Origin of the sequence: Halomonas salinarum (assembly GCF_012062845.1) — a bacterium.
GTDB classification, from domain to species: Bacteria; Pseudomonadota; Gammaproteobacteria; order Pseudomonadales; family Halomonadaceae; genus Onishia; species Onishia salinarum.
In genome coordinates this window covers 122798-137922 of record NZ_WWNB01000007.1, presented here as the reverse complement: position 1 = coordinate 137922, position 15125 = coordinate 122798, and the positions used below count along the sequence as shown (strand labels likewise).

The 15125-nt window shown below is 60.1% G+C and carries 17 protein-coding genes and 1 other RNA gene; 12 read left to right on the top strand and 6 right to left on the bottom strand.

What is annotated here, in order from left to right; translation table 11 throughout:
• Nucleotides 1–27 precede the first annotated feature (27 nt).
• On the bottom strand, nucleotides 28–1254 hold the full coding sequence (locus HF027_RS07425) for a Do family serine endopeptidase (protein ID WP_168014334.1): 1227 nt from the start codon (nucleotides 1252–1254) through the stop codon (nucleotides 28–30).
• 99 nt (nucleotides 1255–1353) lie between these two features.
• Here HF027_RS07425 and HF027_RS07420 point away from each other — a divergent pair, with 99 nt between their 5' ends.
• Complete coding sequence (locus tag HF027_RS07420; RefSeq protein ID WP_168014332.1) at nucleotides 1354–2142, top strand: Nif3-like dinuclear metal center hexameric protein; 789 nt, start codon at nucleotides 1354–1356, stop codon at nucleotides 2140–2142.
• Nucleotides 2143–2237: 95 nt separating this feature from the next.
• Here HF027_RS07420 and HF027_RS07415 read toward each other — a convergent pair whose 3' ends face one another.
• Nucleotides 2238–2678 (bottom strand): Z-ring associated ZapG family protein, encoded by a 441-nt coding sequence (locus HF027_RS07415; protein ID WP_168014330.1) that lies wholly within the window; start codon nucleotides 2676–2678, stop codon nucleotides 2238–2240.
• Nucleotides 2679–2902: 224 nt separating this feature from the next.
• Here HF027_RS07415 and zapE point away from each other — a divergent pair, with 224 nt between their 5' ends.
• The 8 genes from zapE (at nucleotide 2903) to HF027_RS07375 (ending at nucleotide 9258) form a co-directional block, all read left to right on the top strand.
• Nucleotides 2903–4093: a cell division protein ZapE gene (gene zapE / locus HF027_RS07410; protein WP_168014328.1), complete on the top strand. Its 1191-nt coding sequence runs from the start codon at nucleotides 2903–2905 to the stop codon at nucleotides 4091–4093.
• Nucleotides 4094–4269: 176 nt separating this feature from the next.
• Nucleotides 4270–4698, top strand: coding sequence for a 50S ribosomal protein L13 (gene rplM / locus HF027_RS07405; protein ID WP_136255351.1), 429 nt, complete (start codon nucleotides 4270–4272; stop codon nucleotides 4696–4698).
• Between the two features lie 13 nt (nucleotides 4699–4711).
• Nucleotides 4712–5101 carry a 30S ribosomal protein S9 gene (rpsI, locus tag HF027_RS07400; RefSeq protein ID WP_168014326.1) on the top strand — a complete coding sequence of 130 codons (390 nt, stop codon included), beginning with the start codon at nucleotides 4712–4714 and terminating at the stop codon, nucleotides 5099–5101.
• A gap of 219 nt (nucleotides 5102–5320) precedes the next feature.
• Nucleotides 5321–5917 (top strand): ubiquinol-cytochrome c reductase iron-sulfur subunit, encoded by a 597-nt coding sequence (petA, locus tag HF027_RS07395; protein WP_168014324.1) that lies wholly within the window; start codon nucleotides 5321–5323, stop codon nucleotides 5915–5917.
• Nucleotides 5917–7176, top strand: a complete 1260-nt coding sequence (locus HF027_RS07390; protein WP_168014320.1) for a cytochrome b — start codon at nucleotides 5917–5919, stop codon at nucleotides 7174–7176. The genes petA and HF027_RS07390 overlap by 1 nt, the downstream gene beginning before the upstream one ends.
• Nucleotides 7176–7946 carry a cytochrome c1 gene (locus tag HF027_RS07385; protein WP_168014318.1) on the top strand — a complete coding sequence of 257 codons (771 nt, stop codon included), beginning with the start codon at nucleotides 7176–7178 and terminating at the stop codon, nucleotides 7944–7946. Before HF027_RS07390 ends, HF027_RS07385 begins: the two co-directional genes overlap by 1 nt.
• 143 nt (nucleotides 7947–8089) lie before the next feature.
• Entirely contained in the window at nucleotides 8090–8716 is a 627-nt protein-coding gene (sspA, locus tag HF027_RS07380) for a stringent starvation protein SspA (RefSeq protein WP_168014316.1), read from the top strand.
• Between the two features lie 50 nt (nucleotides 8717–8766).
• Nucleotides 8767–9258: a ClpXP protease specificity-enhancing factor gene (locus tag HF027_RS07375; RefSeq protein WP_168014314.1), complete on the top strand. Its 492-nt coding sequence runs from the start codon at nucleotides 8767–8769 to the stop codon at nucleotides 9256–9258.
• 111 nt (nucleotides 9259–9369) lie between these two features.
• On the opposite strand, the gene HF027_RS07370 is transcribed toward HF027_RS07375, so the two are convergent.
• Genes HF027_RS07370 through HF027_RS07355 form a run of 4 tightly spaced genes read right to left on the bottom strand, consistent with a single transcriptional unit; the run spans nucleotide 9370 to nucleotide 12771 of the window.
• Nucleotides 9370–9945: a BON domain-containing protein gene (locus HF027_RS07370; protein ID WP_168014312.1), complete on the bottom strand. Its 576-nt coding sequence runs from the start codon at nucleotides 9943–9945 to the stop codon at nucleotides 9370–9372.
• 5 nt (nucleotides 9946–9950) lie between these two features.
• The gene (locus tag HF027_RS07365; RefSeq protein ID WP_136255359.1) at nucleotides 9951–10544 is read right to left on the bottom strand and encodes a phosphoheptose isomerase; all 594 of its coding nucleotides are present in this window, start codon (nucleotides 10542–10544) and stop codon (nucleotides 9951–9953) included.
• Nucleotides 10545–10568: 24 nt separating this feature from the next.
• The gene (locus tag HF027_RS07360; RefSeq protein ID WP_168014310.1) at nucleotides 10569–10937 is read right to left on the bottom strand and encodes a YraN family protein; all 369 of its coding nucleotides are present in this window, start codon (nucleotides 10935–10937) and stop codon (nucleotides 10569–10571) included.
• Nucleotides 10921–12771 (bottom strand): penicillin-binding protein activator, encoded by a 1851-nt coding sequence (locus HF027_RS07355; RefSeq protein ID WP_168014308.1) that lies wholly within the window; start codon nucleotides 12769–12771, stop codon nucleotides 10921–10923. Before HF027_RS07355 ends, HF027_RS07360 begins: the two co-directional genes overlap by 17 nt.
• Before the next feature lie 37 nt (nucleotides 12772–12808).
• Here HF027_RS07355 and rsmI point away from each other — a divergent pair, with 37 nt between their 5' ends.
• The 3 genes from rsmI to rsmH all read left to right on the top strand — a co-directional run bounded on the left by rsmI (nucleotide 12809) and on the right by rsmH (nucleotide 15105).
• Nucleotides 12809–13666: a 16S rRNA (cytidine(1402)-2'-O)-methyltransferase gene (gene rsmI, locus HF027_RS07350; RefSeq protein WP_168014306.1), complete on the top strand. Its 858-nt coding sequence runs from the start codon at nucleotides 12809–12811 to the stop codon at nucleotides 13664–13666.
• A gap of 54 nt (nucleotides 13667–13720) precedes the next feature.
• An RNA gene (rnpB, locus tag HF027_RS07345) (RNase P RNA component class A) lies at nucleotides 13721–14083 on the top strand.
• A 65-nt stretch (nucleotides 14084–14148) separates the two neighbouring features.
• On the top strand, nucleotides 14149–15105 hold the full coding sequence (rsmH, locus tag HF027_RS07340; protein WP_168014304.1) for a 16S rRNA (cytosine(1402)-N(4))-methyltransferase RsmH: 957 nt from the start codon (nucleotides 14149–14151) through the stop codon (nucleotides 15103–15105).
• Nucleotides 15106–15125 lie beyond the last annotated feature (20 nt).

Sequence of the window (15125 nt, the reverse complement as noted above, 5' to 3'; positions counted from 1 at the left end):
TGTTGAGGCTCTCTATGCCCGCTTACGCTAGGCGTCTGGTGGTGGCGGACTCATCTCGGCGGTGGGGCGCTCGCCTACTTCGAGATTTACCTCCAGACGTTCGCCGTTGCGCACTAGACTTAGCGGCAGCGTGGTGCCGGGAGTGATGGCCGCGATGTCGGTCATCACTGCCCTTGCGTCTCGGATGGTGCGGTCTTTGACCTTGAGCAGCACATCGCCGGGCTGGATGCCCGCCGCATCGGCAGGGCCGTCGGGAACGACGCCCGAGATCACGATCCCAGCGACAGAGTCCAGCCCAAAGGAAGCGGCAAGCTCAGGCGTCATCTCCTGGGCCTCAATGCCGAGCCAGCCACGAATGACACGGCCTTTGGTGACCAGTTCGTCGAGAATTTCTCGGGCCAGGTTGGCAGGAATGGCGAAGCCGATGCCCTGAGACCCGCCGGAACGAGAGAAGATGGCGGTGTTGATGCCTACCAGTGCGCCTTCGGGGTTGATCAGCGCCCCGCCAGAATTGCCTGGATTGATGGCGGCATCGGTCTGGATGAAATCTTCATAGGCATTCAAGCCCAGATGGCTGCGGCCGGTGGCGCTGACAATTCCCATGGTGACGGTCTGGCCGACTCCGAAAGGGTTGCCGATGGCCAGTGCCACATCGCCTACCGCGGCCTGTGATGAATTGGAAAGGGCGATGACAGGCAGGTCGTCAAGGTCGATTCGCAGTACCGCCAGATCGCTCTCAGGATCGGTGCCGATGACCTTGGCGAGCGTCTCGCGGCCATCGCGCAGCGCGACCTGAATCTGATCGGCGCCGCTGATGACATGATGGTTGGTTAGCACATAGCCCTCATCACTTACGATGACGCCCGACCCCAGACTCGAGAGCATGCGTTGGCGACTGGGCATGTCTTTATCGGAAAACTGCCGAAAGAAGGGGTCCGACATCAGGGGATGCTGTTCACTTTCGACGATGCGCGAGGAATAGATGTTGACGACGGCAGGTGCCGCTCGCTCCACTGCCTCTGAGTAGCTGACCGGGCCGGCATTTCGAGATAGCGCGGGTGCATCACGAACCTCGGGGGCTGGGCGATTGATCTCGGGCGTATCGGTTAGCTGTTGTTCGGGCTCAGGACTGTTGGGTGGCAGCGGGAGGTCAGGCGATTGCCCACCAAGCTGTGGGAAGGCAATCAGCAGAAAAACGGCAAGCAGAATGCCGGCCACGGACGGCCAGACGAGGGGCAGGAGAAAACGACGCATGTGAAATCCTTGTCATCGCTGGCGGTCGCTGGGGGGCGACGCAGCCGGTACAATCGCTGGATTGTACCATTGCTCATGTATCGATGCCCGGAGGACTGAATGATATCTCGCGATACCCTGGTCGCCGCTTGTGATAAGCACTTGCAGGCGGCGCGCTTCAAGGATTACACCGTCAACGGGCTGCAGGTAGAGGGGCGTAGTCGCGTAGCGCGCGTGATGACAGGCGTGACTGCCTGTCAGGCGTTGGTCGATGAGGCGATCGCTTGGCAAGCGGATCTGCTGCTCGTCCATCACGGCTACTTCTGGAAGAACGAGCCGGTCGAGGTGACCGGCATGAAGCGGCGTCGGCTGGCGGCGTTGCTGGCGAACGACATCAACCTGCTGGCGTATCACCTGCCCCTGGATGCTCACCCGTCACTGGGAAACAATGCCTGTCTGGCCGAACGGCTGGGCCTGGTAGTCGATGATTGTGCCGACGGCGAACTGGGGGAGGGGCTTTTATGGTTGGGTCATCCTGGCGAAGCCCTGACCGGCGCGACTGACAACGGTCAGGACCTGGACGAGCGCGCACTGGCGAAGCATGTCAGCAAGCAGCTTGGTCGGGAGCCGCTGCTGATTGAAGGGCATCAGGGGCCGATCAAGCGTGTTGCATGGTGCACAGGTGGCGCTCAGGACATGATTACCGCCGCTCATGCGGCAGGAGCGGATGTCTTTATCTCGGGCGAAATCTCCGAGCGAACTACCCACCTGGCTCGCGAGCTGGGGATCGGCTATCTGGCAGCGGGCCATCACGCGACCGAGCGGTACGGTGTTCAGGCCTTGGGGGAGTGGTTGGCCGCCGAGTATGGCGTTACCCATCGGTTCGTGGATATCGATAACCCGGCCTGAAAAGGGCGTTTCATTGTCTGAAACTGACAGTGCCGGCGCACGTGGCCGGCACTGTCAGTTATTGCTGTTGGTTCAACCGCCAGGCGCGAGTGGGATCAATAGCGCGGCGGCTGGGCGTCAGGCTGTTCTTCGCCACGGCGAAGGCCGAAATCCTCTGACAAGGTGCCACGTCCGCCATCGGCGTAGTCGCGAGGCATGTCGGGTGACTCGCCAGATTCTGCCTCTTCGCTTTCCGGTTGCAAGCGGCGCTTGACCTGCAAGTCTTCGCAGAGCTGCTCGGCGCCTTGTGTGAGTTGTTGCTCCAGTTCGCTGGTTTGGCGTTGAATGCTGGAAACGAGATCGTGCGCACGCACGAAATGATCGTTGAGCGAATCCTTGACCTGGTGAAGTTCGAGTTCCTTCTCGGCCAGACGTTGACGCACTTTCTGATTGCGGGCCACGTTGGCATTGAGGAGATGGTAGCCCAGCGCGCCGATGCCAATGCCTGCAAGGCCGCAGGCCAGCGCCAGGATCCAATCGATATTGCTCTCGTACACGTCGTTCCCCTTAAGATTCTGTCTTCCCGGCACTGGAGCTTCAACACCGGGGTGGCGCGTTGTCGAGGTCGCGACTGGCGCCTCCCTAGGGCCCATTATATGGGGGAGAGCGAGACTCAGGTCAATGCGCGGTCATGGGGATAATGGCTGCTCTGTGCGCTAGACCTCCCAATACGTATAATATTCGCTTTCGATCACCAACGTGCGAGGTAGGCAAGACGCTGATGTGTGCGACAACGACCTCTGCTGGAACTCCAGCGTCCGCTGCGGCGGGAACGCCCCTGGCTCGTTACCAGGCTGATCTTGAGCGCGAGGGATTCGCGTACGATGAAGCTCAGGAGCAGGCCGTTCGTCACCTGCAGCGGCTCTATGATGACTTGCTGGCTATTCCGCAGCGTGCGCCGCGTCCACCTGCCAAAGAGCGTACGGGGCTCAAGTCTCGAGTCGCTGGCCTGTTCGGCGCTAAACAAACGGCATCGCCTTTCGAGGCGGCGCCTGCGGTGAAGGGACTGTACTTCTGGGGCGGTGTGGGTCGCGGTAAGACCTATCTGGTCGATACCTTCTACGAGTCGCTGCCTTTCTCCGAGAAGATGCGCACGCATTTTCATCGCTTCATGCAGCGTGTCCACAATGAGCTTGAGCACTACAAGGGGGAAAAAGACCCGCTGAAGCTGATTGCTGCCAAGTTCGCCCGCGAGGCGCGAGTGATCTGTTTCGACGAGTTCTTCGTCAAGGACATCACGGATGCGATGATTCTTGCCACTCTGCTGGAGTCCCTGTTCGAACATGGCGTGGTGTTGGTCACGACCTCCAACATCGTGCCCTCGGAACTCTACAAGGATGGCCTGCAACGGGCCCGCTTCCTCCCGGCGATCGATCTTCTCGAGCGCCATTGCGAGGTCGTCAACGTCGATTCGGGCATTGATTATCGCCTGCGTGCCTTGGAGCGTGCCGAAATCTTTCACTCTCCGCTGGATGATGAGGCCGACGCAGAGCTCGCGCGCAGCTTTCACGAGATTGCTGGCCATGAGGGCGAGCAGGATGAGCGTATTGAGATCAATCATCGCGTACTTCGTGCACGTCGCTTGCATGACGATGTGGTGTGGTTCGATTTCGCTGAACTCTGCGATGGTCCCCGCAGCCAGAATGACTACATTGAACTGGCTCGCGAGTTTCATACCGTGCTGGTTTCAGGTGTTCCGCGAATGGGGCGGGGGAGTGACGATCAGGCCCGACGCTTTATCAACATGGTCGATGAGTTTTATGACCGCGCGGTGAAGCTGCTGATGTCAGCCGAGGTGCCGGCCGAGTCGCTCTATACCGAAGGTAGCCTTGGTTTCGAGTTCGATCGCACGCTTTCAAGGCTGCAGGAGATGCAATCTCACGACTATTTAGCCCTGCCTCATAAGCCCTGAAATTCTGGCCGAACGCTTAACCTAGTGGTATGAGTCGTGTACACTGCGCGCTCGCTCGAACGTTGTCGGTCGATTTGCCTCTAGAGCAGACGCTCGACAACCAAGAAAAATAGGGATGGTAGGCAGCGTCATCAGACGTTTAGTCCTGCCCCATGCGACAATTGGTGATTCAACCCATGAAGACGTTTTCTGCTAAGCCGCAGTCCGTCGAGCGCGACTGGTATGTCGTCGACGCTACGGACAAGACCCTCGGTCGCCTGGCCACCGAGATTGCTCGCCGCCTTCGCGGTAAGCACAAGCCGGAATACACCCCGCACGTCGACACCGGCGATTACATCGTCGTGGTCAACGCCGAGAAGGTGAAGGTCACCGGCAACAAGGCACAGGCCAAGACCTACTATCGTCACACGGGTTATCCGGGTGGCCTGCGTTCCATGAACTTCGAGAAGATGATTGGTCACGCCCCTGAGCGCGTCATCGAGTTTGCCGTCAAGGGCATGCTGCCGAAGGGCCCGCTGGGCCGTGCCATGTACTCGAAACTCAAGGTCTATGCCGGTACCGAGCATCCGCATGCCGCCCAGCAGCCGCAAGAACTGAACATCTAAGGGGTAGATTGCCATGACTCAACAGTATTACGGTACCGGTCGCCGCAAGACGTCCACCGCGCGCGTCTTCCTCAAGCCGGGCACCGGCAAAATTACCGTCAACAGCCGCGAACTCAATGAGTTCTTTGGTCGTGTCACCGGTCGCATGGTTGTCCGTCAGCCGCTCGAGCTGACCGATACGCTGGATCAGTTCGACGTCTACGTGACGGTCAAGGGCGGTGGCGGCTCGGCTCAAGCCGGCGCCATTCGTCACGGCATCACTCGTGCGCTGATGCAGTACAATGAAGACTTCCGCAAGCCGCTGCGTGAAGCCGGTTACGTCACGCGTGACGCCCGCGAAGTTGAGCGTAAGAAAGTCGGCCTGCGCAAAGCGCGCCGCAGCCCGCAGTTCTCCAAGCGTTAAACGCTTCGAGGCCGCGTCGAAACGCCCAGTCCCTCTCGGGGGCTGGGCGTTTTTTTATAAGCGTTCAATGATTTGAGTCATGTATGCTGTGCCATGAAGGCGATACTGTTGCTTGTTTTCGTGCAGGCGTTTTCCTAACATGAAGTCCATCTTGCCCGCAGGTCGCGGCCGTTTCCGTCGCGGGCAAACAGCGGGTGATGAGATAGAGGGCGTGACAAGATGTCAGACAACGGCGTGAATAAGGGGCGGCGCCGCTTCCTAGTCGGTGCCACTACTGTCGTAGGGGCGGTGGGTGCCGTGGGGATTGCGGTACCTTTCGTATCCTCGTGGCAGCCTAGTGCCAAGGCGCGTGCGGCGGGAGCCCCAGTAGAGGCAGATGCATCCAAGCTTGAGGTTGGCCAGCAGATGACGGTCGAGTGGCGAGGCAAGCCCGTTTGGGTGCTGCGTCGTGAGGATGCCATGATCGAGCAGATCAAGAGCATTGAACCGGCTCGCCTGCGTGACCCTGAGTCTTCGGCGCCACAGCAGCCAAGTTATGTCGACCCGGAGTTACGTTCCATCAAGCCCGAGATTCTTGTGCTTGTGGGTATCTGTACGCATCTTGGCTGCTCGCCTACCTTTAGGCCCGAACCTGGGGTCGCCGATCTCGGCGATGACTGGCCTGGTGGTTATTTCTGCGCCTGTCACGGGTCGCGTTTCGATCTGGCAGGGCGTGTATTCACTGGTGTGCCGGCGCCCTTGAACCTGGAAGTGCCACCGCATCGCTATGCGAATGACAACATCATTGTTGTTGGCGAAGACAAGGGAGCGGCCTGATGGGGAATCCGAATCGCGCCAAGGCGGAAAAGGGCATCATGCGCTGGATTGATGATCGCTTTCCCGCCACTCAGATGTGGGAAGATCATCTGGCCAAGTATTACGCGCCCAAGAATTTCAATTTCTGGTACTTCTTCGGGTCTCTCGCCCTGCTGGTTCTGGTCAATCAGATCCTGACAGGGGTGTGGCTTACCATGAGCTACAATCCCTCCGCAGAAGGGGCCTTTGCGTCGGTCGAGTACATCATGCGAGATGTCGAATTCGGCTGGCTGATTCGCTATATGCACTCGACCGGGGCCACCGCCTTTTTCGTGGTGATCTACCTGCACATGTTCCGTGCATTGCTCTATGGCTCCTATAAGGCGCCACGCGAGCTTGTGTGGATATTCGGCATGACGATTTATCTGGCCTTGATGGCAGAAGCCTTCATGGGCTATCTGCTGCCTTGGGGACAGATGTCCTACTGGGGTGCCCAGGTCATCATTTCTCTGTTCTCGGCCATTCCTGTCGTGGGAGCCGATCTGACCCAGTGGATTCGCGGCGATTTCCTGATTTCAGGCATCACGCTGAATCGCTTCTTTGCCCTGCATGTGGTCGCGCTTCCGATCGTGATCCTCGGACTGGTCGTGCTGCATATCCTGGCGCTTCATGAAGTCGGCTCCAACAATCCTGATGGTGTCGATATCAAGGCCAAGAAGGACGAGACCGGAAAACCGCTGGATGGTATTCCGTTCCATCCTTATTACACGGTCAAGGACATCGTCGGTGTCGCCGTGTTCCTGTTCGTGTTCTGCGTGGTGATTTTCTACTTCCCGGAAGGGGGCGGGTATTTCCTCGAGAAACCCAATTTTGAACCCGCTGACCCACTGAAGACCCCTGACCATATCGCGCCGGTGTGGTACTTCACGCCGTTCTACGCGATGCTGCGAGCCATTACGTTCTCGCTCTTCGGACTGGATTCCAAGTTCCTTGGTGTGATGGTGATGGGGGCGGCGATTGCGATCCTCTTCGTGCTGCCCTGGCTCGACAAGAGTCCGGTACTTTCCATGCGCTACAAGGGGTGGATGTCGAAGACCATGCTGGCGCTGTTAGCCATCAGTTTCGTGGTGCTTGGCGTGCTTGGTGTATTGCCGTCGACGCCAGGCAGAACAATGGTGGCTCAGGCTGCTACAGCGGTGTATTTCGCGTTCTTCTTGCTGATGCCGATTTACACGCGGCTCGAGAAGACTAAACCCGTTCCAGAGAGGGTGACCGGCTAATGAAAAAGCGATTGCTCATATGGCTTGTTGCGTTGCTCCCGGTGACGGGGTTTGCCGCGGGTGGTTCAGCAGTACACCTCGACGAGATGACACCTGATCTGTCAGACAAGGCATCGTTGCAGAATGGCATGAAGCTGTTTACCAACTACTGCATGGGGTGCCATTCGCTGGAGTATCAGCGCTATTCACGGGCGGCCGAGGACCTGGAAATCCCCCAGGACCTGGTCGAAGACAATCTGATCTTCTCAGACAACCTGGCGTTCAACGACCAGATGCGCATCGCCATGCAGGAAGGCGATGCCGAAACCTGGTTTGGTGCCGCGCCGCCGGACCTGACCCTTGAGGCGCGAGTACGAGGCACGGACTGGATCTATACCTATCTGCGCACCTTCTACAAGGATCCGGAGCGTCCGTTGGGGGTGAACAACAAGGTGTTCCCAATGGTAGGCATGCCGAATGCGTTGGAGCCCTTGCAGGGGGTGCAGGAACAGGTCTGTTCCGAGACGGACAGGCCGGTTCCGGGGCATGAGCCAGATCCACTGACGGGCAAGTATCAGTCCTGTGATGTCCTGCAGGTGACTCAGCCCGGGGAGCTGGAGCCGGAAGAATTCGATCAGGCCGTTTATGACCTGACCAACTTTCTTGCCTATGTCGGCGAGCCGTCCAAGCTGCAGGCGCAGTCGCTGGGGCCCAAAGTGTTGATCTTTATCTTCATCTTCGGTGTCATCGCCTATCTGCTCAAGCGTGAGTACTGGCGCGACATTCACTGAGATAGCTCAGTGGCGGTATGAGGGCGCATGGCCAATGGTCATGCGCCCTGTCTATTTTCCATGACCCGCGTCGCGGGTCTCGACGCCTGGAAGCACGGTCAACGTGTTATCATCCAGGCTCGAACTGTTGCGAGGAATGTTACATGGGTGTTGTGGCCAAGCGGTCGTCGATGACCTTCTACTCTGGTAGCGATGATCACTTCAGTCATCGCGTGCGGATCGTGTTGGCAGAAAAAGGGGTTGCCGTCGATATCCTGGAGGTCAAGGAAGACAGTCATCCCGAAGAACTCGCGGATCTCAATCCGTACAATAGCGTGCCGACGTTGTTGGATCGCGATCTAGTGCTTTATGAGTCCAAAGTGATGATGGAGTACCTGGATGAGCGTTTCCCGCATCCGCCTTTGTTGCCGGTCTACCCGGTGGCGCGGGCGCAGAGCCGCCTGTGGATGCATCGCATCGAGCGGGAGTGGTGCCCGTTGATCGAGCAGATCCAGCAGGGCAGCAAGAAAGAGGCCGAAAAAGCACGCAAGGAACTTCGCGAAAGTCTGATTGGTATCTCGCCGATCTTCGAGGATATGCCGTTCTTCATGAGCGAGGAATTCTCGCTGGTGGATTGCTGCCTCGCGCCATTGCTCTGGCGCCTTCCGGCCTTGGATATTGAGCTCCCGGAAAAGCAGGTCAAGCCACTGATGAATTACATGGAACGGACTTTCGAGCGCGAGTCCTTCAAGGCCTCGCTGTCGGAAGCCGAGCGCGAGATGCGTACCTGATACCCCGGCCCGGACCGCGAGGTCCGGACCACAGCCAATGGAGGCCCGAGATGCTATCGAGTCGCCCCTATCTCGCCAGGGCCCTGTATCAGTGGCTCCTGGATAATGACCAGACACCACACATCGTGGTCGACGCCAATCAGCCTGGTGTTGAGGTGCCCGAGCAGTTTGTGCAGAACGGCCAGATAGTTCTGAACGTCGCGCCGCAGGCGGTTGAAGATCTGAGTCTTGAAAATGATGCCATCAGCTTCAGCGCCCGCTTTGGCGGTAAGCCGATGCGGGTGATGGTGCCGATGGATGCCTTGATCGCCCTCTATGCGCGAGAGAATGGTGTCGGCATGGTCTTTGGTCATGAGCCTGTCATGCCGGGTCATGAAGGCGAAGAGACCGCTCCCGAGGATGCTGAGCGCGAGGAGGGCGCACGTGACGAGCGCCCATCCCTGTCGAGCGTTGAGGATACTGGTGACGAGGCCAGTTCTGACGATGAGGATGCACCCAAGGCGCCACCCAAGGGGCGTCCTTCGCTGCGCGTCATCAAGTAAGGTACTGGATGACAGACGCTTCGAGTGTTCTGTAAAAGTAAAACGGCAGGCCGATGGCCTGCCGTTTTTCGTTTGAGAGACGTTGCTCACCACCAAGGGTGGCGATGTTGGCTAGTCGAGGTATTCAAATACCTTGACGATGCGCTGCACGCCCCCGGTTGATGACACCGCGGAGACGATGCGATCACTTTCGGCGCGGGTGACAAGGCCCATCAGATAGACGCTGCCATTCTCCACCACGATCTGCACACGACTTGCGTCGATGCTTTCGTTGGTTGACAGGCTGGTCTTGAGGCGGGTAGCCAGCCAGCCGTCGGAGAGACGCTGGCTTGTGGGGAGATTGGCGGCGACGGTCAGCTGGTTTTGTACCTGGCGGACGTTGCGTACTTGCTCGGCGACGTTGTTGGCCATGGTCTTGAGCTCTTCGCTTGGCACTTGTCCCGTTAACAGCACCACGCCATTGAAGACATCGACATTGACGCGGGCATCAGCCAAGCGAGCGTCGGTCTTGCCCAGATTGACGTTGACCTTGGTCTGAATGCTCTCGTCCTCGACTTTGCTGCCAAGGGTGCGTTCACCGTAGTTCTCGCCAATCGGACCATCGTTGGCGACATTGGCGATGGTGGTGCAGCCACCAAGGCTGAGCGTGAGGGCAAGGAGAAGAATGGAGACGGTACCGTTACGCATGGTGTTCACTCACTTGGGCCGAAGAGTTGTTCGTCGATCAAATCACACAGACAGTGGATGACCAACAGATGGACTTCCTGGATTCTGGCAGTCGACGTTGCAGGTACACGGATTTCGCAGTCCTCCTGGCCAAGCAGAGAGGCCATGTCACCTCCGTCGCGGCCGGTCAGGGCAACAACGGTCATGTCCCGGTCGTGGGCAGCCTGGATAGCCTGCACGACGTTGGCCGAGTTGCCGCTGGTGGAGATGGCCAGCAGTATGTCGCCGGGTTGGCCAAGCGCGCGGATCTGCTTTGAATAGACCTCGTTGTAGCTGTAGTCATTGGCGATCGAGGTCAGGGTCGAGGTGTCTGTCGTCAGTGCGAGGGCCGGTAGGCTCGGGCGCTCGCGTTCGAAGCGATTGAGCAGTTCAGACGAGAAGTGTTGGCTGTCTCCGGCGCTGCCACCGTTGCCGCAGGCCAGTATCTTGCCCTCGCTCACCAGGCACTGGACCATCATCTGGCTGGCTACCTCGATGAAGGGGGGTAACACTTCGCTGGCATAGGTCTTGGTGTCGATGCTTGCGTTAAAGTGTCCGAGAATTCGTGATTGGAAATCCATCTTGGCTTCCTGGTCCTGTAGCGATCAGAACGCTTCGAAGGCGGCCTTGACCCAGAGAAACTCGAGGTTCGGGGCGCTGCCGGTAACGGCGACCACATCGAAGCGGCATGGGCATGATAGCCCGTTGCGGGCGAGATAAAAACGCGCCGCCTTGATGAGGCGGCGTTGCTTGCTGATGGTCACGGTTTCCAGTGGATGGCCGTGGCGGCTGTCACGACGATGGCGGACCTCGACGAACACCAGGGTCTCGCCCTCGCGCATAACCAGGTCCAGTTCACCGCCCTTGGCATGCTGGTTACGCGCCACCGGGGTGAGGCCCCGGGCGATCAGCCAGTCGTTGGCCAGGGCCTCGATGGCAGCACCGCGTGCCCGGGCGTCAGCGGAGCTGGCCATCGCCCAGCTCACTCGTATCCATGTCACTGCCGCTTAAATCGCTGCCTGGCTGGCGGCTCTGCTGGTTGTTGACCGAATCCGTGTCAATCACTCGCTCGCCTTCGGCCTCCAGGGGCGGTTGCGGTCGGCCATCGATGAATTCCGCCCAAGGCAGCTGGCGTTGGATGCGCCCATCGTTCGCTGCACGCAGGGTGCCGGTAGCGCCAAAGAGTTCACTGCCGCCGATGGCCTGCAGCTGAGGGAGCCGTACACCAAGCTCATAGGCGTCGACGCCCATGGCCATCAGTTTGAGAAGCCCAGGGTCGTCGGCTTCAGCGGACAGGGTGCGGTAGCTTGCATAGAAGGGCAGGGCTTCGACGCCGCCGACGGCTGCATCCGGGATCAGCCATGGGATTTCGACAAAGCGCACACCGTTCAAATCGCTATCAGCACGCGGCTGTGGCTGCCCTTCGTACGCCTGGGAGGTGGTGTAGACCGGCAGGTCAGGGCGTTTTTGATACTCAAGAGTGGGAGGGATCTGGCGGGCATAGCTCGGCAAACCGAGTAAAAACAGCATGTCTACCTGGCCGCTCAGGCTGAGCAGGCGCTTGACGCTGTTATTCACCAGCGCCTCTGGGTCGTACTGCATCATATGACCGATTTCGCCGCCCTGATCTTCCCAGGTCTCTCGGAAGGCAGCGCCGACGCGGCGTCCCCAGTCATTATTGGGCACCATGCCCGCAGCGCGGCGGTGGCCGTCACGTGCTGCGCGGATAGCGACCTGGCGGGCTTCATCCTCGACAGAGAGGCCGTACTGGAAGAGATTTTCGGCGACATTGCGCTCGGCGGTCCCGTAGTTCAGGGCAAGGGTTGGCAGCGGCAAGCGCTGACGCTGTTCCAGTTCTTCGACCTTACGCTTGGCAAGCGGCCCGATCACGACTTGCGCTCCGCGCATGGTGGCCTCTGCATAGAGTGTGTCCAGATCTTTCTGGCTTGAGTCCATGAAGTCCAGCGCTGGCGTGGTGACGCCCTGGCGTCCGGCATGGTTGTGGCGGGTCTCGATACCCTGGCGTATCCGTCCGGCCACAGAGGCCAGCGGCCCTGATTCGGGCAGCAGGATGGCGATGCGCTCGACGCGTGTGCCGCGAAGCTCTCGCAGGGCGAGCAGCTCGGAAGGTGGCTTGCGCGCGGCCGGATGGCCACGGTTCGCGTCTCGCCAGTTGGAGAGCTTGCCAAGCAGTCGATCGATATCCCCGCTGCTCTGGCGTTGCAGTTCGAGAAGCGATAGCCAGCCGCTGGTCAGGTTGTTGGCGTCTGAGCGCAGCGTCATCAACTCTTGTGCCGACAGGCGATTGAGCTGCTCCCAGATGGCGTCGTTGGGGATATCGCTGCCGGTGGCGGCCTGTGCTTTCAGCATGGCCTGAGTGGCGGCCAGTGGCTCGCCAAGCATGCCAAGTGCCAGGCCGCGGCGGTAGAGGAGATTGTTGGCAGCATCGCTATCAAGCGTGGCGCCGTCTTCCAGCAGGTCGGTGGCCTTGATGACGCTCTGGGCATCGTCGGCTTCCAGTCCCAGCCGGGATAGCAGCAGTGCCCACTCCTGGCGACGCTCGGCGTTCAAGGCCGTGTCATCTAGCTGAGTGGCGATTTCCCTGGCCTTAGCCGCATCGCCACGACGTGCTAGGATGATGGCCGCTTCCAGGCGGCTATCGGCTGCCTGGCCGGGTGCCTGTTGTTCGGCCTGGGTTAGCAGGTCGTCGGGCGACCGCTCGGTCGACACCAGGCTGGGGCCGGCGCAGCCGCTTATCAGCAGCGCCACTAGCGCTACGGCCAACCAGCCGCGTAACGATGTATTCATGAATCCCTTCCTTAGATAACCCGCTTTCGGAATCGTAATGACAGTTTCGGCTATTGGAACATTGTACGTGGTCGCCACACCGATTGGGAATCTCGACGACCTGTCGCCGAGAGCCCGTGAAGTGCTGGCAGGCGTCGCGGTAATCGCCGCCGAGGATACCCGTCACAGCGGGCGCCTGCTGCGCCACCTGGGGCTTGAGCGGCCCATGCTTTCACTGCATGAGCACAACGAAAGTGGGCGCGTTGCCCAGCTCAAGGCAAGGCTTGCCGCAGGCGACGATGTGGCCTTGATCAGCGATGCCGGTACGCCGCTTATCTGCGACCCGGGTTTCTTGCTGGTGCGTGAGCTGCGAGCGGAGGGGTATCGGGTAGTGCCGATACCCGGTGCCTGTGCTTTTGTCGTTGCCCTTTCTGCGGCGGGCCTGCCCACCGACCGTTTTCTCTTTCAGGGGTTTTTGCCGGCCAAGGGCAGCGGTCGTCGGGGACGTCTGGCGGCCCTTGAGGAGCGAGAGGAAACGCTGATTTTCTATGAATCACCCCATCGCATCCGTGACACGCTGGAGGATATTGCCCAGTGTCTCGGGACGCGTCGTGTGGTGTTGGCCCGGGAGTTGACCAAGACCTTCGAGACGTTTCTTGATGGCGATGCGGCGTCGTTGCTTACGCGCATGGACAAAGACCCCGACCAGGCGCGCGGCGAGTTCGTGGTGATGGTGGCTGGCGCCTCGCCTCGGGCGGATGACGACGAGGCGCTGGTCGAGGCCGAATCGCTTCTCAAGGCGCTGCTATCCGAGGGCGTGGGCGTCAAGCAGGCGGCTGCCATTGCGGTGCGCTTGCTCGGTGGGACCAAGAAGGTCTGGTATGCCAGAGCCCAGGCCCTCAAGGACGAGGGGTAGACCGCGCAGTCATTGCTTGAGGGGGCACGGCTGCGCTGGTATTCTGCGCCGCTGGGAGTCAGCCAGACAGTCGCCGCCGATGGCCTCTTGAGGTCATTGGGGGAGGAAAGTCCGGGCTCCATAGGGCAGAGTGCCAGGTAACGCCTGGGCGGCGTGAGCCGACGGCAAGTGCAGCAGAGAGTAGACCGCCTACGTCTCCTTCGGGAGGCCGGTAAGGGTGAAAGGGTGCGGTAAGAGCGCACCGCGCGCCTGGCAACAGTGCGTGGCACGGTAAACCCCACTCGGAGCAAGACCAAATAGGAACCCATTGGCGTGGCCCGCGTTGGGTTCGGGTAGGTTGCTTGAGGAAGGCGGCGACGCCTTCCCTAGAGGAATGACTGTCCACGACAGAACCCGGCTTATCGGCCGACTCCCTCCCATTCCCCATCATCGGTTGGTCATCGACTGACCAGCCGGTGTTTCCTGTTCGTATCGAGACCTGCATGAGCGCATCTGAGAACCCTGCGGCCCCGTCTTCCTTTCGTCACGAAAGCGTGCTGCTCGACGGGGCGGTCGATGCGCTGCTTGTCGACCCCGCCGGCGCCTATCTGGACGGTACCTTCGGCCGCGGCGGTCACTCCCGCCTGATTCTGTCGCGCCTGGCGCCAGAAGGGCAGCTGTTGGCGATCGACCGTGATCCCCAGGCGCTGGAGGAGGCGGCGGGTATCGATGATGCTCGCTTCGCCATCGAGCGTGGCGAGTTTGCAAGGCTTGGTGAGATCGCGGCAGCGCAAGACCTTCACGGTCGGCTGGCCGGGGTTTTGCTTGATGTGGGCGTGTCATCGCCTCAGCTTGACGACCCCGAACGTGGTTTCAGTTTCCTGCGCGATGGTCCATTGGACATGCGCATGGACCCTGAACACGGAGAGAGTGCTGCCGACTGGCTAGCGCGGGCCAAGGTCGAGGATATTGCCTGGGTCTTCAAGACCTATGGTGAAGAGCGTTTCGCCAAGCGCTTGGCGCGGGCGATCGTCGAGCGCCGTAAGGCGTGCCCTTTCACACGCACCGGGGATCTGGCCGAGGTGATCAAGACGGCACATCCTGCCTGGGAAAAGGGCAAGCATCCGGCCACTCGAGCCTTCCAGGCCCTGCGTATCCACGTCAATGGCGAGCTCGACCAGCTCGATGCCGCCCTTGAAGCCGCGCTGGAGGCCTTGGCACCGGGCGGTCATCTGGTGGTCATCAGTTTTCACTCCCTGGAAGACCGGCGCGTCAAACGCTTCATCCGCGAGCACGTGCGTGGCGATACGCACTTGCCGCGCGGCATGCCGATCCGCGATGATCAGCTCAATCGCCGCCTGGAAGCCGTCGGTAAAGCGCGTCGCGCCAATGCCGCCGAGGTTGATGCCAATCCCCGTGCCCGCAGTGCCGTGATGCGGGTGGCCCGCAAGTTGAAGTAGCCGCGACGCACAAGCAGCTA

Excerpts from the sequence above, each read along its gene's own strand:
- HF027_RS07425 (WP_168014334.1), bottom strand. The coding sequence starts at position 1,254 with ATGCGTCGTTTTCTCCTGCCCCTCGTCTGGCCGTCCGTGGCCGGCATT.
- HF027_RS07420 (WP_168014332.1), top strand. The coding sequence starts at position 1,354 with ATGATATCTCGCGATACCCTGGTCGCCGCTTGTGATAAGCACTTGCAG.
- zapE (WP_168014328.1), top strand. The coding sequence starts at position 2,903 with ATGTGTGCGACAACGACCTCTGCTGGAACTCCAGCGTCCGCTGCGGCG.
- rplM (WP_136255351.1), top strand. The coding sequence starts at position 4,270 with ATGAAGACGTTTTCTGCTAAGCCGCAGTCCGTCGAGCGCGACTGGTAT.
- rpsI (WP_168014326.1), top strand. The coding sequence starts at position 4,712 with ATGACTCAACAGTATTACGGTACCGGTCGCCGCAAGACGTCCACCGCG.
- petA (WP_168014324.1), top strand. The coding sequence starts at position 5,321 with ATGTCAGACAACGGCGTGAATAAGGGGCGGCGCCGCTTCCTAGTCGGT.
- HF027_RS07390 (WP_168014320.1), top strand. The coding sequence starts at position 5,917 with ATGGGGAATCCGAATCGCGCCAAGGCGGAAAAGGGCATCATGCGCTGG.
- HF027_RS07385 (WP_168014318.1), top strand. The coding sequence starts at position 7,176 with ATGAAAAAGCGATTGCTCATATGGCTTGTTGCGTTGCTCCCGGTGACG.
- sspA (WP_168014316.1), top strand. The coding sequence starts at position 8,090 with ATGGGTGTTGTGGCCAAGCGGTCGTCGATGACCTTCTACTCTGGTAGC.
- HF027_RS07375 (WP_168014314.1), top strand. The coding sequence starts at position 8,767 with ATGCTATCGAGTCGCCCCTATCTCGCCAGGGCCCTGTATCAGTGGCTC.
- HF027_RS07370 (WP_168014312.1), bottom strand. The coding sequence starts at position 9,945 with ATGCGTAACGGTACCGTCTCCATTCTTCTCCTTGCCCTCACGCTCAGC.
- HF027_RS07365 (WP_136255359.1), bottom strand. The coding sequence starts at position 10,544 with ATGGATTTCCAATCACGAATTCTCGGACACTTTAACGCAAGCATCGAC.
- HF027_RS07360 (WP_168014310.1), bottom strand. The coding sequence starts at position 10,937 with ATGGCCAGCTCCGCTGACGCCCGGGCACGCGGTGCTGCCATCGAGGCC.
- HF027_RS07355 (WP_168014308.1), bottom strand. The coding sequence starts at position 12,771 with ATGAATACATCGTTACGCGGCTGGTTGGCCGTAGCGCTAGTGGCGCTG.
- rsmI (WP_168014306.1), top strand. The coding sequence starts at position 12,809 with ATGACAGTTTCGGCTATTGGAACATTGTACGTGGTCGCCACACCGATT.
- rsmH (WP_168014304.1), top strand. The coding sequence starts at position 14,149 with ATGAGCGCATCTGAGAACCCTGCGGCCCCGTCTTCCTTTCGTCACGAA.